This is a genomic window from Arthrobacter agilis, assembly GCF_030816075.1.
Taxonomy (GTDB): domain Bacteria; phylum Actinomycetota; class Actinomycetes; order Actinomycetales; family Micrococcaceae; genus Arthrobacter_D; species Arthrobacter_D agilis_E.
In genome coordinates this window covers 2,826,632-2,851,686 of the sequence record NZ_JAUSXO010000001.1, presented here as the reverse complement: position 1 = coordinate 2,851,686, position 25,055 = coordinate 2,826,632, and the positions used below count along the sequence as shown (strand labels likewise).

The window sequence follows — 25,055 nt, the reverse complement described above, 5'->3', positions numbered from 1 at the left end:
TCCTATAGGAAAGATAGACCGCCGGTTCTGTCTCTGCAAGACCCAGAAAGTGCTTGCGTCAGTCCTGCGGGGAGTCGTCGAGCGACCGGGCGCGGACACCCTCGATGTGGGCGCGCAGCGCGGTCACGGGCGTGACGAGGTCACCGCTGGCGAAGGCCTCGACGATGGCTTCGTGTTCTGCCGCCGCTTCCGCGACATCGCTCGTCCCCCGGATGACGGCCTGGCGCATCCTGTGGGTGAGGGCGCCGAGGTTCGCGTACATGTCCCGGACGTAGCGGTTGCCGGCGGCGTCCAGGACCACCAGGTGGAAGGCGTGATCGGCGTTGAAATAGTCGTGGACGGTCGGGATCGGGATGCGCCCGTCCAGCATCAGGTCGGTGAGCCGTTCGGCCATCCGGTGGTGGTGCTCGTGCGCCCGGAGCAGGGCGGGCAGGAAGGCCTCGGCACGCGGAGCGGCGAGCCTGGCGGCCTCGACCTCCAGCATGATGCGCGCCTCGAAGAGCTCGTCGAGCTGTGCCCGGCCGAGGGGAGGGGCGATCCGGTACCCCTTGAGGGCCTCGCGGGTCACGAGTCCCGTGCGTTCGAGCTGCACCATGGCCTCGCGGACCGGCGTGGGGGAGACCTTGAGCTGCTTGGCCAGGGTGTCGATGGAGAGGCGCGCCCCGGGCTCCATCTCGCTCGACAGCAGGATGTCGAGGATGCGGTCGTAGACCCGGTCGCGGAGTCCGCGCCGGTCGATGTCCGGGACCGAACGGTCAGGAAGTCCTACTGTCACTGCCACCTCCGATGTCCGACGCTTCGTCAAGAATGGCCCCGAAAGCGGCCGGATCGTGCGCGAACCGGCCGAGGAACATGCCGTCGACGTCGGAAGCGATGCGCGTCAGCAGGCCGGGGCCGGCACTCCCTCCGTAGATTACCCGTGCATCCGGGACCAGCCCGTCGTCCAGGAGGTGGGCGCGCAGGGCGCTGGTCACGGCACGGATGTGCGCGTCGGGCGCGGGGACGGGCTGCCCGATCGCCCAGACGGGCTCGTACGCGACGACGAGTGCTCCTCCGGTCTCCTGGCGGCGGGCGGCGGCGAGGCACGCCTCCAGCTGGCGCAGGCACTCCTCGGCCGCGGCCGCCGGCGTCCCGCGGTCCTGCTCGCCGATGCAGAGCACCGGCACCAGGCCGTGGCGCAGGCTCGCGGCGACCTTCAGCGCGGCGGTGGAGTCCGTCTCCCCGAACAGCGCGCGGCGTTCCGCGTGGCCGATCTCGACGAGCGCGACGCCGAGCTCCGCCAGTTCGGGCGCGGAGACCTCACCGGTGTAGGCACCGGAGTCCTCCCAGTGCACGTCCTGCGCACCCACCAGCATCCCGGCGGGATCCGCCTGCTGGTGCACCGCGGCGATCGAGGGGAAGGTCGGGATGACGAAGGGCTGCACCAGGCCGTCCCGCACCGCGGGGTGATCGGCGGCGATCTCCGCCACGCGCCGGGTCCACTCGACCTGGCGCCGGTGCCCGAAGTACATCTTCAGGCTGGAGCCGATGGTGAACCTCGGCACCGGTCTGCCGGACGCGCTCGCAGGCATGGAGGTCACCCGCCTCCGCCGCACGCCCGGCCGGGTCGACGGCGCTCGTCGGGCAGCCTCCCCGGTGTCACGGCCCCTCCTGGTCGTCCTGGCGGGACGCGATGATGTCCGCCACCGTGGTGCAGATCAGGGCGAACGACACCGCACCCGGGTCCGGGGTGCCCACGGACTTCTCGCCGTGGGTCCGTGCGCGGCCGAGCGTCGCCGTCAGCGACGCCGTGGCCGTCGCGGCCCGGGTGGAGGCGGCCGCCGCGGCCGCCCACGCTCCGGCGAGCTCCTCCCCGTCCCCTGCGCGGGCGGACAGCTCGTCGGAGAAGGGCACGATGGCGTCGATCATGGTCTTGTCGCCGACCTTCGCCTTCCCGAACTGCATGACGGCGTCCTTAGCGGCCGTCACGCCGCGGGAGATGTCCCCGGTGCCGGGCCGCGCGTCGTCGCCGAGCGCGGCGCCGAAGGCCTTGAGGATCGTCGCCCAGATGGCACCGGAGGTCCCGCCCGCCCGGTCGCTCCAGGCATTGGCGGCGTGCCGCAGCACCGTCTCCGCTCCGGCGTCCTGCTCGAGGGCGGCGCGTGCAGCGTCCCTCCCGGCGTGCGACCCGCGCTGCATGCCGATCCCGTGGTCGCCGTCGCCCGCGACCTGGTCCAGTCGGCCGAGTTCGTCGGCGTGCTCGTCGATGGTGCGCGCGATGGCGTCGAGGGCCTCGACGATGGTCGTCGCGCAGGCGCGCGATGCGGGGGAGGAGGCGCCGACGGTCTCGGCCGCGTCGTCCGCGACCACCGCGTCGACCCGCTGCTGCTCACCGACCTGGCCGCGGCGGAAGCCGGGTGAGTCGGCCGGCGCGGTCCACAGGCGTTCGAGCTCGTCGTCGAGCCAGAGGAGCGTGAGCGAGCACCCGGCCATGTCGAAGCTCGTGCACAGCTCGCCGACCTCGGGATCCACGACGGTGATGCCGCGCCCGGTGAGCAGCGTGTGGATGGAGCGGTAGACGACGAAGAGTTCCTCGTACTTCACGCTGCCGAGGCCGTTCAGCAGGGGGACCACCCGCGCGCCCTCGGGATCGACACCCTCGGGCACGTCCTCGAGCAGGTGGCGGACGAAGAGCTCCCCGAGCTCCGCCGCCGTCGGGATGTCCACCTCATCGATCCCGGGCTCGCCGTGGATGCCGAGACCCACGGCCATGCGCCCGGCGGGGACCTCGAACAGGGGGGCGTCGGCCCCGGGCAGGGTGCAGCCGCCGAAGGCGACGCCGAGGGAGCGGGTCCGGGCGTTGGTGCGGATCGCGACCCGCTCCACGCCGTCGAGGTCGTAGCCCTCCTCGCAGGCCGCGCCCGCCACCTTGAACACGGTGAGGTCGCCGGCGATGCCGCGCCGTTTGTGTTCCTCGCCCTTCGGGGCGCTGAAGATGTCGTCCGTGACGGTGACCGTGCGGACGTCCATCCCTGCTTCCCGGAGTTCCGCCTGGGCCTCGTCGAAGTGCAGCACGTCGCCCGCGTAGTTCCCGTAGCTGAGCAGGACGCCGCGGCCCTGGTCGGCCGTCCGGGCGACGGAGCGTACCTGGCGGGCGGACGGCGACGCGAAGAGGTTGCCCATGACCGCGCCATGGGCGAGGCCCGGACCCACGAGGCCGCCGAAGGCGGGGTAGTGTCCGCTGCCGCCACCGATGACGAGCGACACCGTGGGCTCCGCGGCACGGCCTGCGCGCACCACTCCACCCGGGACCGGCTGCACCCAGCGCGATGCTGCGGCCGCGAATCCTTCGATCATCTCGTCGACGAAGTCCTCAGGCTGGTTGAACAGGCGCGTCATTGCGGTTCCTCCCGGTTGAGTTTCCTAGATTCTATAGGATAAGCACAACCGGTGGAGAGTCCATATCCTCAGTGGATCCGGCGTCGCCAGTCGGCCGGCACGCGTCCTGCGGGGCCGGGGACGGGCTGGTCCGCAGGGCGGCTGGTGGGCTCCGCGAGGGCCGCGCCCTCCGCGAAATCCTGGGCGCGGTAGTCCCAGAACCAGTCCTCGCCCGGTTCGAACGACATGGCCAGGGGATGTCCCGCCGTCGCGGCGTGCCCGGATGCATGGCGGCCGGGGGAGCTGTCGCAGCACCCCACCTGGCCGCACGCAGCGCAGCGCCGCAGGTGCACCCACCACCCGCCGGACGCGTCGCAGTCCCTGCAGCCGGTGCCGGAAGGGGGCACGCTCGTGTCGATGGCGTCCGTCATGGTCGTCCTTTCCGAGGTGGTTGTCCCCGGTGCGGGGAGAGGGCGGGTGCGGTACGGAACGCGGCGACCGCCTCCGCGGGAACGGCCGCACCGGCCACGAACCCGTCGGGTCGCACGAGGTACAGCAGGCCCGGCGTGAGCGGGGTCCGCCGGGTCGTCGCGAAGGCGGAGAGGGGGAGCCCGAGCTCGGCGGCGGCGCCCTCGGCCTCACGCAGCACGGCGTCGTCCGCCGCGTACAGGTGCAGCTGCCAGGCGGAGGCCCGGAGCGAGCGGAAGTTGTCGCCGGTCCAGGGCAGGCGGCGGCCGATGACGGCGTCCCGGCGCCGGCCCCCGGACGGTCCGTCGCCGTCCATGCGGTAGTGGATGCGCACCTGGCCGAGGTATCCCGCGAGGCGGCGGCCGATCGGCAGGCGGGGGAGCACCGTGACGATGACGGGCAGCACCACCCGCGGCACGAAGCGGCGCACCAGGACCGCACTCCGCGACGTGGACGTGAGTCCGCGGAACACGGTGTCCGTGGTCTGCAGGAGGCGCACGGCCACGGGCCGCCGCTCGGCCTCGTACCGGTCGAGGAACGCGTCCGGGGCGGTCCCGCGGATGACGTCGTCGAGCTTGAACGCGAGGTTGTGGGCGTCCTGGAGCCCGGTGTTCATGCCCTGGGCGCCGACCGGGGAATGGACGTGGGCGGCGTCGCCGGCCAGGAACACGGAGCCGGTCCGGAAGTGCGCCGCGATGCGGTGGTGCACGCGGTAGGTGGAGAACCACCGGGAGTCCTCGTACGTGACGCCGAACCCCTCGGCCATGCGGCGGCGCGCGACCTCCTCGGTGACGGTGGCGCCGTCGTCGTCGCCGGCGGTGCCGATGAGGCGCTGCCCGGTCCGGCCGTCACCGGCGGGCCGCATGGGGAACGCGAGGAGGAACGCTGTGGCGCCGAGACGGACGTTGATGGACGTGGGGGCGAGCCCGCGGACCCCCACCGCGTCCACGAGGTAGAAGCTCTGCCGGCTGGTCGTCCCCTCGAAGGCCGTCCCGCACAGCGACCGGACGGTGGAGGAGGCCCCGTCGCAGCCGACCGCGAAGCGCGCGCGCACGGTGGACGACCCGTCAGGGCCTCCGACGACGGCGAGGACGCCGCCGTCGACCTGCTCCAGCGAGGCCAGCCGGTGCCGCCACCGCACCGACCCGCCGAGGAGGCGGAGGTTCTCGCCGAGGATCCGCTCGTTGGCGCTCTGCTCGAGGACGTAGAGGCCCGGGTACGGCGTGATGCCCTGGCCCAGCCGGCCCAGCGGGACGGGTGAGAACCCGGCGTGCTCGAAGCCCTGCCGGATCGACTCGACGCGCACCGCCTCGCCCTGTACCCGGTCGATGACGCCGAGCTGGTCGTAGATCTCCATCGACCGCGAGTGCACGCCGAGGGCGCGGGACTCCACCGTCGGTCCGTCCTTGCCGTCGATCACGAGGACACGCCTGCCCAGCTTCACCAGCCAGTTCGCCAACATCAGGCCCGTGGGGCCCGCTCCCACGACGAGGACCTCGACGTCCTCCCGTGCCTCGCCCTCGTGGAGCATCGTCGCCTCCGGTCCCGTTCAGCGTTCGAGGATGGTGCAGACGCACGCCCGGTTGCCCTCGGCGTCCGCGAGCACCGTGAAGGAGGGTGCCGCGTCGTCGTCGACCACGGTCCCCCCGGCGGCGACGGCGGCGGCGATGCGTTCCTCCGCCACGTCGTGCGGTACCCACACATCGAGGTGGAAACGCTGCCGCGGGGTCTCGTGCGCGTCGGTGTGCTGGAACCACAGCAACGGCACGCGTCCACCCGGATCCTCGATGTCATCGCCGTCCGCCGCACCGGCGTCCCCCGTCAGCAGGGCCGCCCAGAACGGGGCGACGGCCGCCACGTCCGCGGTGTCGAGGGCGAGCTCGACGACGGCGGGCGCCGCCGGATCGGCGCTGATGCCCTGCTCGGCGGCGATCGCGCTGATGCGCCGTGCGAGGTCGACGTCGCGCTCCGTGACCCCCGACACGTCGTGGCTCAGCAGCTTCACGTCGACGTGCGGATAGGTCAGCGTCACGTCGGGATGATGACCCGCGTCCTCCGCGAGCCCACCGATCGCCGAGACGAGTGCGAGCCCGGTGGCGAAGTCCCGCGTGAGGAAACGGGCGTGCAGCGCCTGCGCCAGTTTCCGCCAGTCATCGAGCCCGGCGTCGAGGATGTCCTGCGTGCTGAGGATCGTCATGCGGCAAGTATGGCGCGGAGTCGGGGCATGGAGAAGGGCTCCGGGGCGTCCTTCCGCACCAGCGGCACAGGCGCTCCGACCGGTTGTCGACAGGGGATCGCCCGAGCGCGTGATTTGACTCACGCGCAGCGACCGTTCAGGGTTTTAGGTCTGTCCTCATCCCCACCCACGCGCGCGCAGCACCGCTGCCTGTCCTGCGCTCGCGGAAGGAATCATCACCATGCCTGAATCCGCTTCCCCGGCGAAGGTCTCCGCGGCCCACGCCGTCGGCGACCAGCACCGGTCCCCGCACCTCAGCCGGTCCCTGAGCAACCGCCACATCCAGCTGCTCGCCATCGGCGGGGCCATCGGCACCGGCCTCTTCATGGGCTCCGGCAAGACCATCTCCCTCGCCGGCCCCTCCGTGATCTTCGTGTACATGATCATCGGCTTCATGCTGTTCTTCGTCATGCGCGCCATGGGCGAGATCCTGCTCTCCAACCTCGAGTACAAGTCCTTCAGCGACTTCGCCGGTGACCTGCTCGGCCCGTGGGCCGGGTTCTTCACGGGATGGTCCTACTGGTTCTTCTGGGTGGTCACCGGCGTCGCCGACATCGTGGCCATCGCGGGCTACGTGGACATCCTCGCGCCGGGCACCCCGCTGTGGATCCCGGCGCTCGTCACCCCCGTGGTGCTGCTGCTCCTCAACCTCCCGACCGTGAAGGCGTTCGGCGAGGCGGAGTTCTGGTTCGCCATCATCAAGGTGGTCGCCATCCTCGCGCTGATCGTCACGGGCATCGTCATGATCGCCACGCGCTTCCAGTCGCCCGGCGGCCAGGTGGCGGACCTCGCCAACATCTGGAACGACGGCGGCATGTTCCCGCACGGGCTGTTCGGCTTCATCCTCGGCTTCCAGATCGCGATCTTCGCGTTCGCGGGCATCGAGCTGGTCGGCACCGCCGCCGCGGAGACGAAGGACCCCGAGAAGACGCTGCCCCGCGCGGTGAACTCCATCCCCATCCGCGTCCTGCTCTTCTACGTCGGAGCGCTCGCCGTCATCATGGCCGTCAACCCCTGGCGGACCATCGATCCGGCCAACAGCCCCTTCATCGGCATGTTCACGCTCGCCGGCCTCGGGATCGCCGCCGTCGTCGTGAACCTCGTGGTCCTGACCTCGGCCGCGTCGAGCGCCAACTCGGGGATCTACTCGACGTCGCGCATGGTGTACGGGCTGGCGCAGGACGGCAACGCGCCCGCCTCCTTCGGTAGGCTCAGCTCCCGCAAGGTGCCGCAGAACGCCCTGCTGTTCTCCTGCATCTTCCTGCTGGCCGGGCTGATCCTGCTCTACTCGGGCGATTCCGTGATCGGCGCCTTCACGATCGTCACCTCGGTGGCCTCGGTCCTGACGATGTTCGTGTGGTCCATGATCCTGCTCAGCTACCTGGCGTTCCGGCGTCGCCGGCCCGCACTGCACGAGGCGTCGTCGTTCAAGATGCCCGGCTCCTCGTTCATGCCGTACGTGGTCCTCGCGTTCTTCGTGTTCATGCTGGTGGCCCTCGCCCAGGCGGAGGACACCCGCCTCGCGCTGGTCGTGGCGCCGCTGTGGTTCATCCTGCTGGGCATCGCCTGGTCCATGAACCGCAGGACGCCGCTCCAGCAGGCGCGCATCGAGGAGCACAGGGCCCTGGTGCGCAGCGAGCAGGCCGCACGCACACAGCCCTAGTCGCTGTGCTCGCGCTGAAGGACCGTCCCGCCCGGGGCGGTCCTTCGTGCGTCCCGGCCAAGGGCCGCCGTCGCGCCGGGCCTCCGGCGGCCGAGGAGGGCCGCGTTGAGGCCGCCGATGGCCGCGGCCGTCACGAGGCCGAGGAGGACGGCGGTCTGCAGATCGCGGCCCGCCTCGGTATGGGCCGCGACGAGGATCGGCGCCACCACCAGCACGGTCACAACGAACCAGAGGACCCTGCTCTGCACGAACCGCATGGCTCCGCCTTCCGTCGACCCGTCCAGCCTAGGGATGACGCCCGCCCGGCGCGTCATCCCTGAGTAGGAACGGTCGAGCGCCACCCGCCGTCCCGGACGGCGGCCGCGGCCTGCACAGGGCGCTGTCAGGGGCGGCTGCGACACTGGACGGATGGCCGAGAACAGGATCAGGCGCGGCCGGCGCGTCCTCGCAGCCCGCTTCGACGACGATCTGAAGGACCGCCTGCGCTCGGCGGCGGTCAATCCCCAGCTCCTGCTCGCTGCCAAGGCCGCCGTCGCCGCGGCGCTCGCCTGGACCATCGCACTCGCCGTCCCGGGGGAGGCATCCCGGTACCCGTACTACGCGCCGCTCGGTGCGCTGCTCGCGATCTACCCCACGGTCGCGGGGACCCTGAAATCCGGGCTGCAGACCGTCGCGGGCCTCACGATCGGGATCGTCCTGGCCCACGTGGCGGTCTGGGCAGGGGAACCGGACTGGGCGACGATCGCCTTCGTCGTCGGGGCGGGCGTGCTCCTCGCGGGCGCCCTGAAGCGGACGGCGGGCGGCGGCTCCGGGATCGCCTCCGCCGGGCTGTTCGTCCTCGTCATCGGCAACGAGAACCTCGGCTACTCACTGGGCTACTTCGTCCAGACCGTCGTGGGGGTGGGCGTGGGACTCGCGGTGAGCGCGCTGGTCCTGCCGCCCCTCAACGTGGACGACGCCGTGGGCCAGATGAGCCGGCTCCGGAGGACCGCCGCCCGGCAGCTGCAGGAGATGGGCGAGGCCCTCGAGGAGAACTGGGCGGCGGACGACCCGCGCTGGTCGGAGCGGCGGGACGACCTCACGGCGTCGGCCAGGAACGCGCGGGACGCACTGCAGTACGCGGACGAGAGCAGGAAGGGCAACGTCCGACGGCGCTTCCACCCGCACGACGTGCGGCGGGACTACCGGCACGTCGAGGTCCTCGAGGTCGTCGCGTCGCACACCCTGAACATCACCAACATGCTGCAGGACGCCCTCCACGGGACGTCCGCGGAGCACCCCCTCCCCGCCGTGGTCCGGCCACCCCTCCAGGAGGCCTTCACAGCGGTCGGGGACGTCCTGGACCTGTGGACGGTCGAGGAGAACGATGCCACGACGCTTTGCGTCGCCGAGCAGACCCTGAAGACGCTCGAGACCGCAGCGTACGAGTCGTCGTCGGCGACCGTCCCCTTCGGTGCGGCGGCCGCGATCGGCATGAACCTCCACCGCATCCTCCAGGCCGTCAAGCCCGAGCTGCGCATCGAGGGTGCCGCCTAGGAGGAGGAGAAGGGGAGGAGCGACGCCCTGGCGTCCCTCCTCCCCGTGGAGCCGCGACGGCTCAGGTCAGGTCGCGGGTCTTCGCGAAGCGGGCGATCGCCTTCTGCGTGGAGCGGTTGGTGAGCACCTGGATGGTGGTGCTCACGGCACCCGAGATGATGGCGAAGATCAGTGCGGAACGGAGGGTGTTCTCGAGTCCGTCCTTGCTCTTCGGCGGGGCCTCGCCCGTGATCTTCTCCCACAGGAAGTCGACGAGCTTGGTCCCGACGAAGCCGGCGCCTGCGCTGATGCCGACACCGAGCAGCTTGAACACCACGTTCATGGTTTCTCCTTCTGGTCCGAATAGTCCTCCGCCCAGCCTAGCCGCGCTCCGCCCCCGGCGCAGGGGTGGCCGGGCGGGTCACGGTTCCGCGTGACCGGAGCCCGGGCCGATGACCGGCCGGTGTAGGATCGGTAGCGCTCAAGCAACACACGACAGGGGAGCGCCGGCCCGCAGCATGCTGCAGGACCGGGCGCTGAGAGTGCGGACCGCCGCAGACCCTCGAACCTGATCCGGTTAGTACCGGCGAAGGGAGTCGAGTTCTCAGAGTGCACGGACGTCGCCGCGGCGACGGTCCGTTCCTCTCCCCTCCTGTATCCCAGGAGGACCTTCCATGGCATCATCCACAGCCCTCAGGGGCACCCCCGGATCCACCCGGCAGTGGCGCGTCGTCGACATCGTGGTGGCCTCGGTCATCGCCGTCGCCGTCGGCGTCCTGTTCTTCGCCTGGTCCGCCGGCTACTCGGGCATCAGCGTCCTCACCGCCGGGTTCCCGCCGCTCGGCGGCCTGTACACCGGGGGCTGGCTCGTCGCCGGCGTACTCGGCGGGCTGATCATCCGCAAGCCCGGCGCCGCCATCTACTGCGAGACCCTCGCAGCGGCGGTCTCGGCCCTCATCGGCACCCAGTGGGGCGTCGGAGTGCTGCTCTCCGGCGCCATCCAGGGCGCCGGGGCCGAGCTCGTCTTCCTGCTCTTCCTCTACCGCCGGTGGAACCTCCCCGTCGCGCTCCTCGCCGGGCTGGGGGCGGGCCTGGCGCTCGCCATCAGCGAGAACATCCTCTACAACGCACTCTGGACGATCGAGTTCAAGCTCCTCTACGTGCTGTTCGCCGGGATCTCCGGCATCGTCATCGCGGGCCTGCTGTCCTGGCTGGCCATGCGGGGACTCGCGAGGACGGGCGTCCTGTCCGCCTTCGCCGCCGGCCGGACGGCGGACGTGTGACCGCAGCCGACGGACCGTCCCCGGGCGCGGTGCACGTCCGCGCCCGGGGATGGGGGTGGCGCCACGCGGGCCGCAGGGCCTTCGCCGCCCGCCACCTCGACCTCGACCTCCGGCCGGGCGAGCGCGTCCTGCTGCTCGGGGCCTCCGGTGCCGGCAAGTCCACCGTCCTGCACGGCCTCGCGGGACTGCTCGGGAGCCACGACGAGGGCGAGCAGGAGGGCGAACTCCTGCTCGACGGCGCCCGTCCCGCCGACGCGCGGGGGAGGGCAGGGCTCGTCCTGCAGGATCCCGAGACGCAGGTGGTCCTCGCCCGCGTGGGCGACGAGGTCGCCTTCGCCGCCGAGAACCTCGCCGTGCCACGGGAGGAGATCTGGCGCCGCGTCGGCCGGGCGCTCGACGACGTCGGCCTCGACCTGCCGCTCGACCATCCGACCACCGCGCTGTCCGGCGGGCAGAAGCAGCGCCTCGCCCTCGCCTCCGTGCTCGCGATGGAACCCGGGCTGCTCCTGCTGGACGAACCCACCGCGAACCTCGACCCGGACGGCGTCCTGGAGGTCCGCGACGCCGTGGTCCGGGTCCTCGAGCGGACCGGCGCCACGCTCGTCGTCGTCGAGCACCGCGTGGCCGTGTGGGCGGACGTCGTGGACCGCGTCATCGTGCTCGACGCCGCCGGCGGGATCCTCGCCGACGGTCCCCCCGGCACCGTCCTGGTGCAGGAGGGCACCCGTGCGCGCCTCGCCGCGGCAGGCGTGTGGGTGCCGGGCCGGCAGCCTGACGTCCGCGGCCCGTTCCCCTCCGCGCAGGATCCCGCCGGGGAGCCGCTGCTCTCGGCGCGGGCCCTGGCCGTCGCGCGGACCCGGCGCGGCCCGGTCGCCGTCGACGACCTCGACGTGCAGGTGCGGTCCGGTGAGGCCCTGAGCATCACGGGCCCCAACGGCGCGGGGAAGTCGACGGCCGCCCTGACGCTCGGCGGCCTGCTGCGACCGCGCGCAGGACACCTCGAGGCCTCGCCGACCCTGGCGGGAACCGCCGGTGGAGACCCGTTCCGCTGGCGCTCCGCCCAGCTCGTCCAGCGCATCGGCACCGTCTTCCAGGAGCCGGAACACCAGTTCCTCACCGCGACCGTGGCCGACGAGCTCGCCTTCGGACCCCGCCAGGCCGGCACCGCCGATCCGACGCGCATCGGCACCGTGGCCGAGCGGCTGCGCCTCACGCACCTGCTGCAGGCCAATCCGTTCACCCTCTCCGGCGGGGAGAAGCGGCGCCTGTCCGTGGCGACGATGCTCGCCACGGCCCCGCGCGTGCTCATCCTCGACGAGCCGACGTTCGGCCAGGACGCCCTGACCTGGGCCGAACTCGTCACCCTCCTGCGCGAGCTGATCCGGGACGGCGTGGCCGTCCTGTCGGTCACCCACGACGCCGACTTCATCGCGGCCCTCGGCGGTGCCACCCTGCACATCTCCGGCGGGGCGGGACGGCTGGTGTCCCGATGAGCAGCGACTACCTGACCCCGGTCCTCACCGGCAGGACGCTCCTGCGGGCCAACCCGGTGTCCAAGCTCTTCGCCGCCACCGTCATCACGCTGGCACTCATGGCGAGCATCGACTGGGTCAGCGCGGCGGTGGTCCTGGGCTGCGAGCTCGTGCTCATGCCCCTGCTGGGCATCAGCGTCCGGGGCCTCGTCCGGCGGATCTGGCCCCTTCTCGTCGCCGCGGTGGTCGGCGCCTACGGCACGGCGCTCCTCGCGGAGAAGAGCGGCGCGGTTCTGCTCGACGTCGGGCCGTTCCTGTTCACCGAGGGGTCCGTGGCCGACGGCATCGCCGTGGGGCTGAGGGGGCTGGCACTCGCGCTGCCGGGCATCTTCGTCCTGCTCACCACGGACCCCACGGATCTCGCCGACGCCCTCGCGCAGAAGCTGCACCTGCCGCACCGCTTCGTGCTCGGAGCGCTCGCGTCGCTGCGGCTCGTGGGGCTGCTGGTGGAGCAGTGGGAGATGCTGGGGCTCGCGCGGCACGCGCGCGGCATCGGCTCGGACGGTTCCGTCGTCGCCCGCACCCGCAACCTGCTGGGGCAGTCCTTCGGGCTGATCGTGCAGGCCATCCGCCGGGCCACCCGCCTCGCGACGGCGATGGAGGCCCGGGGCTTCGGCGGCGGCACCCGCACCTGGGCGCGGGAGAGCACCTTCTCGCCCCTCGACGCCGTCGTCGCCGCCGTCGGGCTGCTCGTCGCCGCGGGCGCCGTGACGGCCGCCGTCCTGGCCGGGTCGTGGGACTTCCTGCTGTCCTGACCGCTCCGGCGCTGCGGGAAACGGAACGGGGGCCCGCCGAAGCGGACCCCCGTCAGGACACTGGAACCGACGCGGTACCTAGAGCACGTCCGAGAGGAACGACTTCAGGCGCGGCGTCTGCGGGTCGTCGAAGACGGCGGCCGGAGGGCCGGTCTCCACGACCACCCCGCCGTCCATGAACGTCACGGTGTCCGAGACGTTGCGCGAGAAACCCATCTCGTGCGTGACGACGACCATGGTCATGCCCCCGGCCGCGAGGTCCGCCATGAGCGCGAGGACGCCCTTCACGAGTTCCGGGTCCAGGGCCGAGGTCGCCTCGTCGAAGAACATCACCTCGGGGTCCATCGCCAGGGCCCGGGCGATCGCGACGCGCTGCTGCTGCCCGCCGGAGAGGTTGCCCGGCCGGGCGTCGGCCTTGTGCTTCAGTCCCACGAGGTCCAGTTGCGCGAGGGCCTTCTCCCGGGCCTCGTCGGCGGACATCCTCCGGAGCTTGCGCAGCGCCAGGGAGACGTTGTCCAGCACCGTCTTGTGCGGGAAGAGATTGAACTGCTGGAACACCATGCCGATACGCCGGCGCAGCTCGTCCGGGTTGTCCTTGAGCACGGACCGGCCATCGAGCAGGATGTCCCCCTGGTCGGGTTCGATCAGGCGGTTCAGCACGCGCAGCAGCGTGGACTTCCCCGACCCGGACGGGCCGATGACGGACGCCGTCGTGCCCTGGTCCACGTGCAGGTCGATGCCGCGCAGCACGTGGTTGGACCCGAAGGACAGGTGCAGGTTCTGACCCGTCAGGGTCCCGGATTCCTGGATCTTCACGCCTTCGCTCCTTCACCGATCTTCGCGGCCAGTTCGTCCGGTTCGGGTTTCTGCTTCTTGCCCACGCGGAGCCGGTTGTCGATGAAGTTCACGAGGTGGGTCAGCGGGATGGTCAGGCACAGGTAGAACAGCCCGGCCGCGATGAGCGGTGACAGGTTGCCGGTGTTGCTCGCCGCGTCGTTGCCGACCCGGAAGAGCTCGCGCTCACTGGCCACGAGGCCGATGAAGTAGACCAGAGAGGACTCCTTGATGAGCGAGATGAACTGGTTCACCAGGGCGGGCAGCACGCGCCGCACGCCCTGGGGGACCACCACGAGCTGCATGGACGCGCTGTAGCTGAAGCCCAGGGCGCGCGAGGCCTCCAGCTGTCCCTTCTCCACGCTCTGGATGCCGGAGCGGAAGATCTCGCCGATGTACGCCGAAGCGATCAGCGAGAGGGCGAGGATGCCCAGCGGGTACGGACTGGTGCTGCCCGTGAGCTGCCGGAGGATCGGACCCAGTCCCAGACCGATGAGCAAGATGATCACGACGGCGGGGAGCCCGCGGAAGATGTCCGTGTAGATACGCGCGATCCAGCGGAGCACCCGGTTGCGGGAGATCCCCATGATCGCGAGGATCATGCCGACGATCGTTCCGATGATCCCCGAGGCCAGGGCGAGCATGAGCGTGTTCGGGAGTCCGACGGTCAGGAGGTCCGGCAGGACGGCGACCATCGCCTCCCAGTCGAAGAAGGTCTTTCCGAGTTGTTCCAGGGCGTCCATGCAGGGACCGCTACTTTACGTCCACGGCTTTGCTGCCGGGCTTCCAGTCGGTGGGCATCTCGCGGTCCGGGTACCACTCCTGGGTGAGCTCGGTCCACGTGCCGTCGGCGATCACGGCGTCGAGACCCGCGTTCAGGGCATCGATGAGCGGCTGGTTCTCGCTGTTCACGGCGTACGCGGTGAAGTTCTCGGTGTTGATGATGGTCTCGGCGATCGTGGTGTCGTCGCCCTCCTTCACCTGGCCGGTGGCCTGCTGCGACGGTGCCACCCAGGCGTCCACCTGCCCGTTCTTCACGTTGGCGTAGACGGTGTTGTAGTCCGGGAATCGTACGGGTTCGAGGCCCAGGGTGTTGGTGACGTAGTCGTCCTGGACGGTGCCCTGGACCACGCCGATGCGCGTGCTCTCGGACAGGGAGTCGAAGCCGGTGACGGCGGAGTCGGTCTTCGCGACGACGGCCATGTAGCCGAAGTCGTAGCCGTTGGTGAAGCCGACGTTCTCGCGGCGGGCCTCCGTCGTGGAGATCGAGGAGGATCCGACGTCGTACTGCTTGTTCTGCACCTGGGCGAGGAGCGCCGAGAAGTCGGTGGAGGCGAACTCCACCTCGAGGCCCAGCTTGTCACCGATGGCGCGCAGCAGTTCGTTGTCGTAGCCGGTGAAGACGCCGTCCTTCAGGAAGATGTTCGGCGGGGCGTCCGAGAGCGTGCCGACACGCAGCGTGCCGTCGGTGATCAGGCCGAGGCCCGCCGTGTCGATCTCCTCGATCGGGGTGGTGGTCTCGGTCGTGTACTGGTCGAGCGACTGCTGGTCGCTGCCGGCCAGGGCGTCGGTGGTCTCGGTGGGTTCGCTGCTGCTGCTGCTGCCGCAGGAGACGGTGAGGGCGAGCAGGGGGACGGCGAGGGCCGCGAGGACCTTGCGGGAGAGGTTCATGGTGTCCTTCGTGCTGGCGGGCCCGGATGCGGGCCCACGGGGTGGGGTGCTGGGCGACGCCGGAGACCGGCGGGAGGGGACTGCTGGCTGCTGGGTGACATGCTCGCTGTTCTGGGCTGTGCGCGTCTGTGGCGGGCGGCCCCGGACGACACACCGGGACAGGACCGCACGACGCCGTACTTGCCTACCGGGGGACTGGACCCGGCGGCCGAATCTTCACCTGGAGCACCCCACTACGGGAGAGGGTTGCTGTCCAGCCGGCCAGGGCCTGAGGGCTGGAACTCTTGATTTGAGCAAAACGCTAGGGCAGCACGGAGCGCCGGGTCAAAACGGGACGGCGGCCGATCCGCCCCTTGACGCGGAATTCCGCGCATCAGGGCGCGCGATGTGGCGGAAATTACACGAAACGGTCCACGAGGTCGGTGAGTTCGGCGGTCAGGGCGGCGGAGGTGCGGAGCTCCTGCCCGTCGAGGGAGAGGACGGGCGCGAGGAGCCGGATGCTCGAGATGAGCCACACGGCGTCGGCCTCGAAGAGGTGGTGCGGTTCGAGCGGTCCGTAGCCGAGCTCCCAGCCCTGCCCCTTCGCCGCAGCGAAGAGCGCCGCCTGCGACGTGCCGGCCAGGATGCCGCTCTCGAGCTGCGGCGTGACGAGCGTCTTCCGCCCGTCGCGCTCGCGGGCGAGCAGCACGGTGGACGTGGGCCCTTCGAGGACCTTGCCGTCGGAGGAGGTGAAGATGACGTCGTCGGCGCCGGCGGCCTTCGCGTGGCGGATCGCGGCCATGTTCACGGCGTAGGAGAGGGTCTTGGCTCCCATGAGCAGCCAGGGCGCGCGCTGCGCCACGGTGCTGTCGTACCCGCGTTCGAGGAGGAGGACCCGCAGGCCCGCCGCGCGCTGCGCCAGCGTCGCCGCCGGGACCGGAGCCACCTGCACCCACGCCGTCGCCCGCCCCGCCCCCTCGACGCCGCGCGTGGCGACGAGCTTCACGACGGCGCTGGTCCTGTCGGGCTCGGCCGCCGCGAACTCGCGCAGGGCCGTGCGGACCGCCCGGCCCCAGGCGTCGGCGCCGGGCACGGCCAGGTCGAGGGCGGCGGCCGACGACGCGAGCCTCGCCAGGTGCGCCTGCTCCTTGCGGGGGGTGCCGTCGACGGCCAGCATCGACTCGAAGACGCCGTCGCCGCGGGTGGCACCGAGATCGGTCGCCATCAGCTGCGGCTGCGACGCGTCGGCCACCCGTCCGTCGTCATGGCCTGGGTCGAGGAACACGAGAACGGTCATGGCCCCCAGCGTAGCGGGCGGCACCGCGACCTCAGGCGAGTCTCACCTTCCGGCTGAACAGCTTCTGCAGCAGGATGAAGGCGAGGAGCAGGGCGCCGATCACGATGCGCGTCCACCAGGAGCTCAGCGTGCCCTCGTAGGAGATGAACGTCTGGACGATGCCGAGGACGAGCACCCCGGTGAGGGAACCGAGCACGTAGCCGTACCCTCCGGTGAGCAGCGTGCCTCCCACCACGACCGCGGCGATCGCGTCCAGCTCCAGCCCCGTGCCCGCAAGGCTGTACCCGGAGAGGCTGTAGAAGGAGAACAGGATGCCGGCGATCGAGGAGCACACCCCGCTGATCCCGTACACGAGGATCTTGGTGCGCGGGACGGCGAGGCCCATGAGCATCGCCGAGGACTCCCCGCCGCCGATGGCGTACACGGTCCGGCCGAAGCGCGTCTGGTGCAGGATGTAGAACGCGACGACGACGACGAGCAGGGCGATCAGGACACCGGGGGAGACGAACAGCTTCCCCACCAGCGGGATCCGCGCCTGGGCCATCGCCGTGAAGAACGGGTCCGTCACGGTGATCGAGTCGACGCTGATCACGTAGCAGAGCCCGCGCGCCAGGAACAGCCCGGCGAGGGTGACGATGAACGGCTGGATCTCGAAGACCTGGATCACGAGGCCCATGAGCAGGCCGAAGGTCGCGCCCGTCAGGAGCACGAGGACGATCACGGCGAACGGGTTCCAGCCGGCCTGCAGGAGGGACGCGGCGATCATCATGGAGAGCGCGACGACGGAGCCGACCGACAGGTCGATGCCCCCGGTCAGGATGACGAACGTCATGCCCACGGCGAGCACGATCAGGAAGGTGTTGTCGATCAGCAGGTTCAGGAAGACCTGGCCGGACAGGAATCCCGGGTACATGGCGGCGCCCACGGCGAACATCGCGAGGAACAGGCCCACCGTCGCGAGGGTGGGGGCGTAGCGCGCCTTGTCCTGGAGGCGGCTGATGCGGGAGCGGTCGAGCGGTGCCGACGTGCGGGTGAGGACGGACATCAGACGGCCACCTTGATCTGGGACTGCTCGGGCACGGGCCGCCTGCGGCGCCCGAAGAGGGTGCGGGCCCTGGTCGACTGCAGCAGGCACACGATGATCACGACCAGCGCCTTGAAGACCAGCGTCGCCTCGGGCGGGATGCCCAGCGTGTAGACGGTGGTGGTGAGGGTCTGGATGATGAGCGCTCCGACGAGCGTCCCCACCAGGCTGTACCGGCCTCCGGCCAGTGACGTGCCGCCGATGACGACGGCGAGGATGGCGTCCATCTCGATGTACAGGCCGGCGTTGTTGGCGTCCGCCGCCGTGACGTTCGAGCTGATCATGAGGCCGGCGACCGCCGCGCACAGGCCGCTGAAGATGTAGACGGTCCACGTGATGGTGCGGGCATCGAGCCCGGCGAGCCGGCTGGCCACCGGATTGATGCCCACCGCCTCGATGAGCGTGCCGAGGGCCGTGCGGCGGGTGAGCAGGCCGGCGACGGCGAAGGCGGCCGCCGCGATGAGGATCGAGATGGGCAGGCCGAGGAAGAACCCGGCGCCGATCGCCTGGTAGGAGTCGTTGGAGACGGAGATGATCTGGCCGTCGGTGACCAGCTGGGCCAGCCCCCGGCCGGCGGTCATGAGCACCAGCGTGGCGATGATGGGCTGGATCCCGATGACCGAGACCAGGAACCCGTTCCACGCCCCGAGGACGAGGCCCGCGACGACGGCGATCGCCACCCCGGTGGCGGCCGTCCGCAGGGACGTCGGATCGGGCGAGCTGTAGATGTACATGCAGGAGATCGCACCGGCGATGGCGGCGACCGCTCCCACCGAGAGATCGATGCCGCGCGAGGCGATGACGAGCGTCATGCCGAGGGCGATCAGGATGGTGGGGGCGCCGTTGCGGAGGATGTCGATGAGGCTCCCGTACAGGTGGCCGTCCTGGACGCGCACCGAGAGGAAGTCCGCACGGAACAGCTGGTTGAGCAGGAGCAGGAGGACCAGCGCGAGGACGGGCCAGGTGAGCCGGTGCTTCAGCAGCGCGCTCATGGGTTCGTTCCCGCGATGACCGTCATGACGTCTTCCATGGTGACTCCGTCGTTGGGTATGTCCGCCACCATCTGCCGGTCCTTGAGGATGGCGATGTGGTCGCTGAGGCGCAGCACTTCCTCGAGTTCCGCCGAGATGAAGACGACGGACATGCCGTCGGCCGCGAGGCTGCTGATGAGCCTCTGGATCTGCGTCTTCGCGCCGATGTCGATACCTCGCGTCGGTTCGTCGAGGATGAGCAGTTTCGGATTCGTGATGAGCCAGCGGGCGAGCAGCACCTTCTGCTGGTTGCCGCCGCTGAGGTCCCGGATCAGCGAGTCCTTGTTGGACGGCCGGATGTCGAGGGTCCTGATGAAGCGCTCGGCCAGCTCGTCCTGGGTGGCGCGGGGGACACGCCGCCACCAGCCCTTGCCGGCCTGCATCGCCAGGATCAGGTTGTCGCGCACCGAGAGGTCGCCGATCAGGCCCTCCTCCTTGCGGTTCTCGGAGGAGAACGCGATACCGCGGTCGATGGCGGAGCGCGGGGTGCGCAGGGTGCGGGGGGCACCGTCGATGTCCAGGCGACCCTGGTCGGCCCGGTCGGCACCGAAGAGCAGCCGGGCCGTCTCGGTGCGGCCCGACCCGAGCAGGCCCGCGAGGCCGAGGATCTCCCCGGCATGGACGGAGACGGTCACGTCCCGGACCGAGCCCTTCCTGCCGAGGCCCTCCGCCCGCAGGAAGGGGACCTCCTGCGTCCGGTCGGGCTGGCGTCGGCTCTCGGCCTCCTCGAGTTCCGCCAGGGCATCGAGTTCCTTGCCGATCATCTTGGTGATCAGCCCCATGCGCGGCAGCTCGGAGGTCAGGTACTCGCCCACGAGCCGGCCGTTGCGCAGGACCGTCATGCGGTCGGACACCTCGTACACCTGCTCGAGGAAGTGGGACACGAACAGGATCGCGACGCCCCGGGCCCGGAGCGTGCGGATCACCGAGAACAGCTGCTGGACCTCGTCCGCGTCCAGGCTGGAGGTGGGTTCGTCCAGGATCAGCACCCTGGCCTCCACCTGCATGGCGCGCGCGATGGCGACGAGCTGCTGGATGGCGATGGAGTGCGACGACAGGATGGACCGGGGATCGATGTGTCCCAGCTGCAGCTGCTCGAGGACCTCCTCCGCCCTCCGGCGGACGTTCCGCCAGTGGATCCCGCCGCGCCGGCGCGGCTCACGGCCGAGCAGGATGTTCTCCTCGACGGAGAGGTTGGGACACAGATTCACCTCCTGGTACACCGTGCTGATCCCGGCCGCCTGTGCCTGGGCCGGGGTGCTGAAGCTCTGCCGGTCGCCCAGCACGGTGATGGTGCCGCCGTCGATCGCGTAGACGCCCGTCAGCGCCTTGATCAGGGTCGACTTCCCGGCACCGTTCTCCCCCAGCAGGGCATGGACCTCTCCGGGGAACAGACGGAAGTCGACGTCGTCGAGCGCCTTCACGCCAGGGAAGGCGATGGAGATGCCCTTCATGTCCACCACGGGGACGGTCTCGCTCATGGGTGTGCGCTCCTCTGCCGAGGTGCGGCGGGACGTGCCCGCCGCACCCTGCTGTCCTGGTGGTCCGGCCGCCCCTCGGGACGGCCGGACCCGGTTGCTAGTACTCGCGGCTGGCGAGGACTTCCTTGGCCTGCTCGGGCGTGAAGGTGGTCTCCTCGGTGACGACCCGGGCCGGCACCTCCTCACCCGCGACGACCTTGGCCGCCAGATCCATGAGCTGCTCACCGAGGAGCGGGTTGCACTCGACGATGTAGTTGATCTTGCCGTCCGCGAGGGCGGTCATGCCGTCCTTCACGGCGTCCACGGTGATGATCTTGATGTCCTTGCCGGGCACCTTGCCCGCGGCTTCGATGGCCTCGATGGCGCCGAGGCCCATGTCGTCGTTGTGGGCGTAGACCACGTCGATGTCGGGGGTGTTCTTCAGGAACGCCTCCATCACCTGCTTGCCGCCGCTCCGGGTGAAGTCTCCGGTCTGGGACTGGACGATCTTCAGGTCCGGATCTGCGGCGATGGCGGCCTCGAAGCCCTCCTTCCGGTCGATGGCCGGGGCCGCCCCGGTGGTTCCCTGCAGCTCCACGATGTTCACGGGGCCCTCGGTCGAGGCCGAGTCCTCCACGAGCCACTCGCCGGCCTTCTTGCCCTCCTCCACGAAGTCCGAGCCGAGGAAGGTCTTGTACAGCGAGGTGTCGGAGGAATCCACCGAACGGTCCGTGAGGATGACGGGGATCTCGGCGTCCTTGGCCTCCTTCAGCACCGTGTCCCACCCCGACTCGACCACGGGGGAGAAGGCGATGACGTCCACCTGCTGCTGGATGTAGGACCGGATCGCCTTGATCTGGTTCTCCTGCTTCTGCTGGGCGTCCGAGAACTTCAGGTCGACGCCCGCCGACTTCGCGGAGTCCTGCACGGACTTGGTGTTGGCGGTGCGCCAGCCACTCTCCGCGCCGACCTGGGCGAAGCCCATCGTGATCGTGTCATCGGCGCCACCATCGGAGCCGCCACCGGCGTCGGACCCACCGCCGCAGGCCGTGAGGGCGAGGGTTGTGGCGGCGATGACCGCCACGAAGGATTTCCTGAACACTGCTGCCTCCTTGGAATCGGAACCACAGCAAGGGGCTATCTGCACCGTCGTTGCTGCAGGGGCGGGGAGCCCTGCGGCAATTGTGAACGGTAACAAATAGCGGGTCAAGGGATTGCGGCCACAATCCGGTAGCGATCTGCACAGGGCGCGGCACGACGGAGGCCGGGCCGCGAGCGGCCCGGCCTCCGGTAGGGGATCAGCTACTTCTGATCGCCGTCCTTGCCGTCGACGGCGTCCTTGGCCTTGTCCTTGGCCTGGTCCACCTTCTCGGGATTGTCCTGTGCGTAGTCCTTGGCCTTGTCAGCCATTCCACCAATGTCCGCCATAGACTCTGCTTCCTGTCGAACCGGTCCGCGGCCCGCCGTGGCTGCCGCGGTCTGACGCCTTCATCCTCCGCCTTCCGGAGCCGGTGCGGTACGGGCAGGATCCGGTTGACAAACGCCCTCCGGCGGGAGCGGGGAGGTCCCGGGACGCACCCGCAGGGCCGGTGCGTCAGGAGTGGCGGGACATCCTGTGGAGGAGGTGATCACGCACCATCGGCCACTCGTGGGCGAGGATCGAGTAGACCACGGTGTCGCGCAGCTCCCCGTTGGCGGCCCGGGTGTGGCTCCTGAGCACGCCGTCCTGCTTGGCGCCGAGGCGGGTGATCGCCTCGCGTGACTGGTGGTTGAGCCAGTGCGTGCGGAACTCCACCGCGGGGCAGCCGAGCACCTCGAAGGCGTGGCGGAGCAGGAGGTACTTGGACTCCGTGTTCGTGCCCGTCCGCTGGGCCGACGCGGCGTTCCAGGTGGAGCCGATCTCCACCCGCGGGGTCTCCCGGTCGATGTTCATGTAGGTCGTCATGCCGATGACCCGGCCGGCTGTGCCGCCGTCCGCAGCGAGCCGCGCGGTGAAGGGCAGCATCGACCCGGCGTCCTGCAGGGCGAGACGCCGGTCGATCTCGCGTCGCATGCCCTCCGGTGTGGGCACCGAGGTGTACCAGAGCTTCCAGAGCTCGCCGTCGCGGGCGGCCGCGACCAGGGCGTCGTGGTGCTCCGGGGCGAGCGGTTCGAGGACGACGCGGGTACCGCGCAGGGTGACGGGCTGGAGGGCGCTCATGGATCGACCCTAGCCGCGGCAGGCGTGCGTCACTGCCCCACGCGGCCGTCGATGCATTCCCGCAGCAGGTCGGCGTGCCCGCAGTGCCTCGCGTACTCCTCGATCCGGTGCACCAGCAGTTCCCGGACGGCGATCCCGTCCTCGCCGACGCGCTCGCCCAGGTCGCCGTGGGCGGCCAGCAGCGCATCGGTGGCGGACTGCTCGCGCTCCAGGTCGGCAAAGGCGCCCCCGACCACCGCCTCGTCGGCGACGGCGCCCTCGAAGTCGCCGTCCGCACCGCCGTACAGGGGCGGGACCCGCTCGTCCGGGGAGATCCAGCCGCGCCAGTCGCGCTCCACCTCGGCGAGGTGGCGGAGCAGGCCCAGCAGGGACAGGGTCGACGGCGGCACGGACCGGCGCGCCAACTGCTGCGGGGTGAGGCCCTCGCACTTCATCAGGAGCGTGAGCCGGTAGTCCGCGAGGTACTCGTGCAACGTCGCCGCCTCACCGTCGGGGCTCACCCCGTCGCTGTTCCGCGGATCGTCCTCCGGGTCCACCCACATGTCCGGGTAGACGCTCGCCCTGCTCCACCTGCCGGTCTCCTCGCTCATGGGCGCCATCCTGTCCCACCGCCGCCGCGCGCGCCAGAGGCCGCAGCCGTCAATGCTCGAAGTGGGTCTCGACGGGCTCCGTCTGCCCGACCGACGCGAGGATGGACGCGGCGAGGTCCCGGAGCTTCACGTTCCGGGTGGACGAGGCCCGCCGGAGGATCACGAACGCCTCCTGCTGGGTGCACCTGTTCTGGGCCATGATCGCGCCGACGGCGGTGTCGATCGTGGTGCGGGACGCCATCGCGGCCTTGAGGTTCCGGCTGTCGTCACTCAGCGCCGCGATGCGCACGGCCAGCTGCAGGGACCGGGAGGCATCGCGGGCCAGGCCCTCGGCCACCGCGATGCCCTTCTCGTCGAAGGTGTCGGGGCTGGTCGAGTAGAAGTCGAGGCCGGCGCTGGCCCCGTTCTCGAGCCGGATGGGGATCCCGAGCGCGGAGCGCAGCCCGTAGGCGGCGACGGCCTCGCCGTACTCGGGGAAGCGCCCGTCGGCCAGGAGATCCCGGATGTGCACGGTCTCGCCCGTGCGGGCGGCCCGGAGGCAGGGGCCGTCGTCGAAGCCGTACTGCACCTCGTCGACCTCCCGGGCGCGGTCGCTGCTGCTCGCGACGGTGATCATGGATCGCGGGCGCAGCAGCGTCACCCCGCAGAACACCTCGCCGTACAACCCGGTGAATGCCTTCGACGCCACGGTGGCGAGTCCGGTCAGGAAACCCTGGACGTCCTCGCTCTCGAGGACCATGTCCTGCAGGAGCGCCATGACCGGGTCGCGCTCGGTCTCGTAGGCGAGTTCGTCTTCGTCGGGCATGGGGCACGTGTCCATTCGTCGTTCACGGAAGGAGGGGCTCCCTGCTGAGCCGCGGTCGAGGGCCCGCAACGGGTCCCACTGCCAAGAAGTGTACGACCGGTGGTCGCGGGTACGCCTGCCGTGCCGCTCCTGTCCACCCCGCGGATGTCCCGGCGGCAGCCGTGCACGGCCGGCCCCGGAGTCCTAGGATGGATGGCAGCCGTCGGCGGCTCATGGCTCAAGCGTCCTGTGCTCGCCGACGAACGGAAAAGGAACCACCAGTGACCGATGCGTACCTCCAGCAATGGACAGCCCTTGAAGCCACGCGGGCGGCCGGCATAGCGCTCGAGCAGGTAGCCAGGGGCTACACGGCACTGGGCGGCACCCACGACGGGTTCGATGTCGAGGGATATCTCCGGGGGCTCACCCGGCTGCCGCGCCGTGACCGGGACCTGATCGCCCACGCCATCAACGAGATCATCGACTCCACCGGGTCCATGGCCGACGGTGCGCACTACAGCACCGACCGGGCGGCGATCTCCTCCGGCTTCGAGGACTACCTCCGGCCGCTCGTCACCGATCCCGACGGGTACGGGTTCGACCGCCGCGCGCTCCGCCCCCATGTCCAGGCCGGCAACGGGTCCGACGGCGGCCCGGCGGACGGCTCGTCCGACCTGACGGAGGATCAGGAGTTCCGGCGGCTGCAGGCCCTGTACACATCGGGCCTCCTGGACACCGGGGCCGAGGAGCGGTTCGACCGCCTGACCGCCCGGACCCGCGAATGGTTCGGCGTGAGTTCCTCCTCGATCGCCCTCATCGCGGAGGACCGGCAGGTGATCAAGTCCCTGGCCGGACCCATCGGCCAGGACCTGCCGCTCGAACTGTCCCTCTGCGCGGTCACCGTCACCGCCGACCGCACCCTGGTGATCCCGGACGCGCTGCTGGACGCCTCCTACCGGGACCACCCCCTCGTCACGGGTGGCCCGAGGGTCCGCCTGTACGCCGGGCACCCGCTGACCACGCTGGAGGGGTGGCGCATCGGTTCGCTGTGCGTCATGGACGACAAGCCGAGGGACTTCACGGAGAACGACGTCCGTGACCTGCGCGCCTTCGCCCAGCTCGTCCAGGACGAGATCTGGCGGGGTCCGGCCGCCTAGCCCAGGGCGCGGCGCACCGGATGCGGTGCGCTCCGGATCCGCACCCCACCCGGACCCCACCCGGGCCGCCGCAGGCCGGCAGCCCTGCAGGATGTCATTTGTGACGTCACGGACGGCCCGGGTTTGTCCGGCACCGGTTCCTCACCTACCGTCAACTCA

Annotated in this window: 26 protein-coding genes and 2 riboswitches; of the genes, 6 read left to right on the top strand and 20 right to left on the bottom strand. The window is 70.7% G+C overall.

The genetic code is table 11. The features are described 5' to 3' along the window. Nucleotides 1–58: 58 nt before the first annotated feature. The 6 genes from QFZ50_RS13265 to QFZ50_RS13240 all read right to left on the bottom strand — a co-directional run bounded on the left by QFZ50_RS13265 (nucleotide 59) and on the right by QFZ50_RS13240 (nucleotide 6,022). Nucleotides 59–775, bottom strand: a complete 717-nt coding sequence (locus tag QFZ50_RS13265) for a GntR family transcriptional regulator (RefSeq protein WP_307084900.1) — start codon at nucleotides 773–775, stop codon at nucleotides 59–61. After that, complete coding sequence (locus QFZ50_RS13260; RefSeq protein ID WP_307086812.1) at nucleotides 756–1,571, bottom strand: triose-phosphate isomerase family protein; 816 nt, start codon at nucleotides 1,569–1,571, stop codon at nucleotides 756–758. The genes QFZ50_RS13265 and QFZ50_RS13260 overlap by 20 nt, the downstream gene beginning before the upstream one ends. Before the next feature lie 67 nt (nucleotides 1,572–1,638). Then, entirely contained in the window at nucleotides 1,639–3,378 is a 1,740-nt protein-coding gene (locus QFZ50_RS13255; protein ID WP_307084898.1) for a dihydroxyacetone kinase family protein, read from the bottom strand. A gap of 68 nt (nucleotides 3,379–3,446) precedes the next feature. Then, nucleotides 3,447–3,788 (bottom strand): UBP-type zinc finger domain-containing protein, encoded by a 342-nt coding sequence (locus QFZ50_RS13250; RefSeq protein ID WP_307084896.1) that lies wholly within the window; start codon nucleotides 3,786–3,788, stop codon nucleotides 3,447–3,449. Continuing rightward, nucleotides 3,785–5,356, bottom strand: coding sequence for an FAD-dependent monooxygenase (locus QFZ50_RS13245; RefSeq protein ID WP_307084894.1), 1,572 nt, complete (start codon nucleotides 5,354–5,356; stop codon nucleotides 3,785–3,787). Before QFZ50_RS13245 ends, QFZ50_RS13250 begins: the two co-directional genes overlap by 4 nt. Nucleotides 5,357–5,374: 18 nt before the next feature. Beyond that, on the bottom strand, nucleotides 5,375–6,022 hold the full coding sequence (locus tag QFZ50_RS13240; protein ID WP_307084892.1) for a 4a-hydroxytetrahydrobiopterin dehydratase: 648 nt from the start codon (nucleotides 6,020–6,022) through the stop codon (nucleotides 5,375–5,377). Nucleotides 6,023–6,242: 220 nt separating this feature from the next. Between QFZ50_RS13240 and cycA the strand changes: the two genes are divergently transcribed. After that, nucleotides 6,243–7,724: a D-serine/D-alanine/glycine transporter gene (gene cycA / locus QFZ50_RS13235; protein ID WP_307084891.1), complete on the top strand. Its 1,482-nt coding sequence runs from the start codon at nucleotides 6,243–6,245 to the stop codon at nucleotides 7,722–7,724. Here the strand turns inward: cycA and QFZ50_RS13230 are convergent. Beyond that, nucleotides 7,721–7,981, bottom strand: coding sequence for a hypothetical protein (locus tag QFZ50_RS13230; RefSeq protein ID WP_307084888.1), 261 nt, complete (start codon nucleotides 7,979–7,981; stop codon nucleotides 7,721–7,723). The genes cycA and QFZ50_RS13230 overlap by 4 nt on opposite strands. A 151-nt stretch (nucleotides 7,982–8,132) precedes the next feature. Between QFZ50_RS13230 and QFZ50_RS13225 the strand changes: the two genes are divergently transcribed. Then, complete coding sequence (locus tag QFZ50_RS13225) at nucleotides 8,133–9,260, top strand: FUSC family protein (protein ID WP_307084886.1); 1,128 nt, start codon at nucleotides 8,133–8,135, stop codon at nucleotides 9,258–9,260. A 61-nt stretch (nucleotides 9,261–9,321) separates the two neighbouring features. Here the strand turns inward: QFZ50_RS13225 and QFZ50_RS13220 are convergent, their stop codons facing one another. After that, nucleotides 9,322–9,582: a DUF4235 domain-containing protein gene (locus tag QFZ50_RS13220; protein ID WP_307084884.1), complete on the bottom strand. Its 261-nt coding sequence runs from the start codon at nucleotides 9,580–9,582 to the stop codon at nucleotides 9,322–9,324. Between the two features lie 144 nt (nucleotides 9,583–9,726). After that, a riboswitch (TPP riboswitch) is annotated at nucleotides 9,727–9,851 on the top strand. 62 nt (nucleotides 9,852–9,913) lie between these two features. On the opposite strand from QFZ50_RS13220, the gene QFZ50_RS13215 reads away from it, so the two are divergent. The 3 genes from QFZ50_RS13215 to QFZ50_RS13205 are packed head-to-tail and all read left to right on the top strand — an operon-like array spanning nucleotide 9,914 to nucleotide 12,809. Further along, nucleotides 9,914–10,522 (top strand): ECF transporter S component, encoded by a 609-nt coding sequence (locus tag QFZ50_RS13215; protein ID WP_307084882.1) that lies wholly within the window; start codon nucleotides 9,914–9,916, stop codon nucleotides 10,520–10,522. After that, nucleotides 10,519–12,015, top strand: a complete 1,497-nt coding sequence (locus tag QFZ50_RS13210; protein WP_307084879.1) for an ABC transporter ATP-binding protein — start codon at nucleotides 10,519–10,521, stop codon at nucleotides 12,013–12,015. Before QFZ50_RS13215 ends, QFZ50_RS13210 begins: the two co-directional genes overlap by 4 nt. Then, on the top strand, nucleotides 12,012–12,809 hold the full coding sequence (locus QFZ50_RS13205) for an energy-coupling factor transporter transmembrane component T family protein (RefSeq protein ID WP_307084876.1): 798 nt from the start codon (nucleotides 12,012–12,014) through the stop codon (nucleotides 12,807–12,809). Before QFZ50_RS13210 ends, QFZ50_RS13205 begins: the two co-directional genes overlap by 4 nt. Nucleotides 12,810–12,887: 78 nt before the next feature. Here the strand turns inward: QFZ50_RS13205 and QFZ50_RS13200 are convergent, their stop codons facing one another. The 12 genes from QFZ50_RS13200 to QFZ50_RS13145 all read right to left on the bottom strand — a co-directional run bounded on the left by QFZ50_RS13200 (nucleotide 12,888) and on the right by QFZ50_RS13145 (nucleotide 23,760). Beyond that, complete coding sequence (locus QFZ50_RS13200) at nucleotides 12,888–13,625, bottom strand: amino acid ABC transporter ATP-binding protein (protein ID WP_307084875.1); 738 nt, start codon at nucleotides 13,623–13,625, stop codon at nucleotides 12,888–12,890. Continuing rightward, the gene (locus QFZ50_RS13195; RefSeq protein ID WP_307084872.1) at nucleotides 13,622–14,386 is read right to left on the bottom strand and encodes an amino acid ABC transporter permease; all 765 of its coding nucleotides are present in this window, start codon (nucleotides 14,384–14,386) and stop codon (nucleotides 13,622–13,624) included. Before QFZ50_RS13195 ends, QFZ50_RS13200 begins: the two co-directional genes overlap by 4 nt. A gap of 10 nt (nucleotides 14,387–14,396) precedes the next feature. Further along, the gene (locus QFZ50_RS13190; RefSeq protein ID WP_307084870.1) at nucleotides 14,397–15,314 is read right to left on the bottom strand and encodes an ABC transporter substrate-binding protein; all 918 of its coding nucleotides are present in this window, start codon (nucleotides 15,312–15,314) and stop codon (nucleotides 14,397–14,399) included. A 171-nt stretch (nucleotides 15,315–15,485) separates the two neighbouring features. Then, a riboswitch (SAM riboswitch) is annotated at nucleotides 15,486–15,604 on the bottom strand. 107 nt (nucleotides 15,605–15,711) lie between these two features. Continuing rightward, a complete protein-coding gene (locus tag QFZ50_RS13185) occupies nucleotides 15,712–16,590 on the bottom strand; it encodes an aminodeoxychorismate lyase (protein WP_307084869.1) in 879 nt (292 codons plus the stop codon). Nucleotides 16,591–16,621: 31 nt separating this feature from the next. Next, nucleotides 16,622–17,635: a galactofuranose ABC transporter, permease protein YjfF gene (gene yjfF / locus QFZ50_RS13180; RefSeq protein WP_307084867.1), complete on the bottom strand. Its 1,014-nt coding sequence runs from the start codon at nucleotides 17,633–17,635 to the stop codon at nucleotides 16,622–16,624. Next, a complete protein-coding gene (locus tag QFZ50_RS13175) occupies nucleotides 17,635–18,666 on the bottom strand; it encodes an ABC transporter permease (RefSeq protein ID WP_307084864.1) in 1,032 nt (343 codons plus the stop codon). Before QFZ50_RS13175 ends, yjfF begins: the two co-directional genes overlap by 1 nt. After that, complete coding sequence (locus QFZ50_RS13170; protein WP_307084863.1) at nucleotides 18,663–20,186, bottom strand: sugar ABC transporter ATP-binding protein; 1,524 nt, start codon at nucleotides 20,184–20,186, stop codon at nucleotides 18,663–18,665. Before QFZ50_RS13170 ends, QFZ50_RS13175 begins: the two co-directional genes overlap by 4 nt. Nucleotides 20,187–20,283: 97 nt before the next feature. After that, nucleotides 20,284–21,267 (bottom strand): ABC transporter substrate-binding protein, encoded by a 984-nt coding sequence (locus QFZ50_RS13165; RefSeq protein ID WP_307084861.1) that lies wholly within the window; start codon nucleotides 21,265–21,267, stop codon nucleotides 20,284–20,286. 200 nt (nucleotides 21,268–21,467) lie between these two features. Beyond that, nucleotides 21,468–21,575 carry an Rv0909 family putative TA system antitoxin gene (locus QFZ50_RS13160; protein ID WP_307084859.1) on the bottom strand — a complete coding sequence of 36 codons (108 nt, stop codon included), beginning with the start codon at nucleotides 21,573–21,575 and terminating at the stop codon, nucleotides 21,468–21,470. 184 nt (nucleotides 21,576–21,759) lie between these two features. Further along, nucleotides 21,760–22,365 (bottom strand): GNAT family N-acetyltransferase, encoded by a 606-nt coding sequence (locus QFZ50_RS13155; protein WP_307084857.1) that lies wholly within the window; start codon nucleotides 22,363–22,365, stop codon nucleotides 21,760–21,762. Between the two features lie 29 nt (nucleotides 22,366–22,394). Next, nucleotides 22,395–22,955: a mycothiol transferase gene (locus QFZ50_RS13150; RefSeq protein WP_307084855.1), complete on the bottom strand. Its 561-nt coding sequence runs from the start codon at nucleotides 22,953–22,955 to the stop codon at nucleotides 22,395–22,397. Nucleotides 22,956–23,004: 49 nt separating this feature from the next. Continuing rightward, on the bottom strand, nucleotides 23,005–23,760 hold the full coding sequence (locus tag QFZ50_RS13145; RefSeq protein ID WP_307084853.1) for a GAF and ANTAR domain-containing protein: 756 nt from the start codon (nucleotides 23,758–23,760) through the stop codon (nucleotides 23,005–23,007). 260 nt (nucleotides 23,761–24,020) lie between these two features. Between QFZ50_RS13145 and QFZ50_RS13140 the strand changes: the two genes are divergently transcribed. Beyond that, a complete protein-coding gene (locus tag QFZ50_RS13140) occupies nucleotides 24,021–24,896 on the top strand; it encodes a GAF domain-containing protein (RefSeq protein ID WP_307084851.1) in 876 nt (291 codons plus the stop codon). The last annotated feature ends 159 nt before the right edge of the window (nucleotides 24,897–25,055 follow it).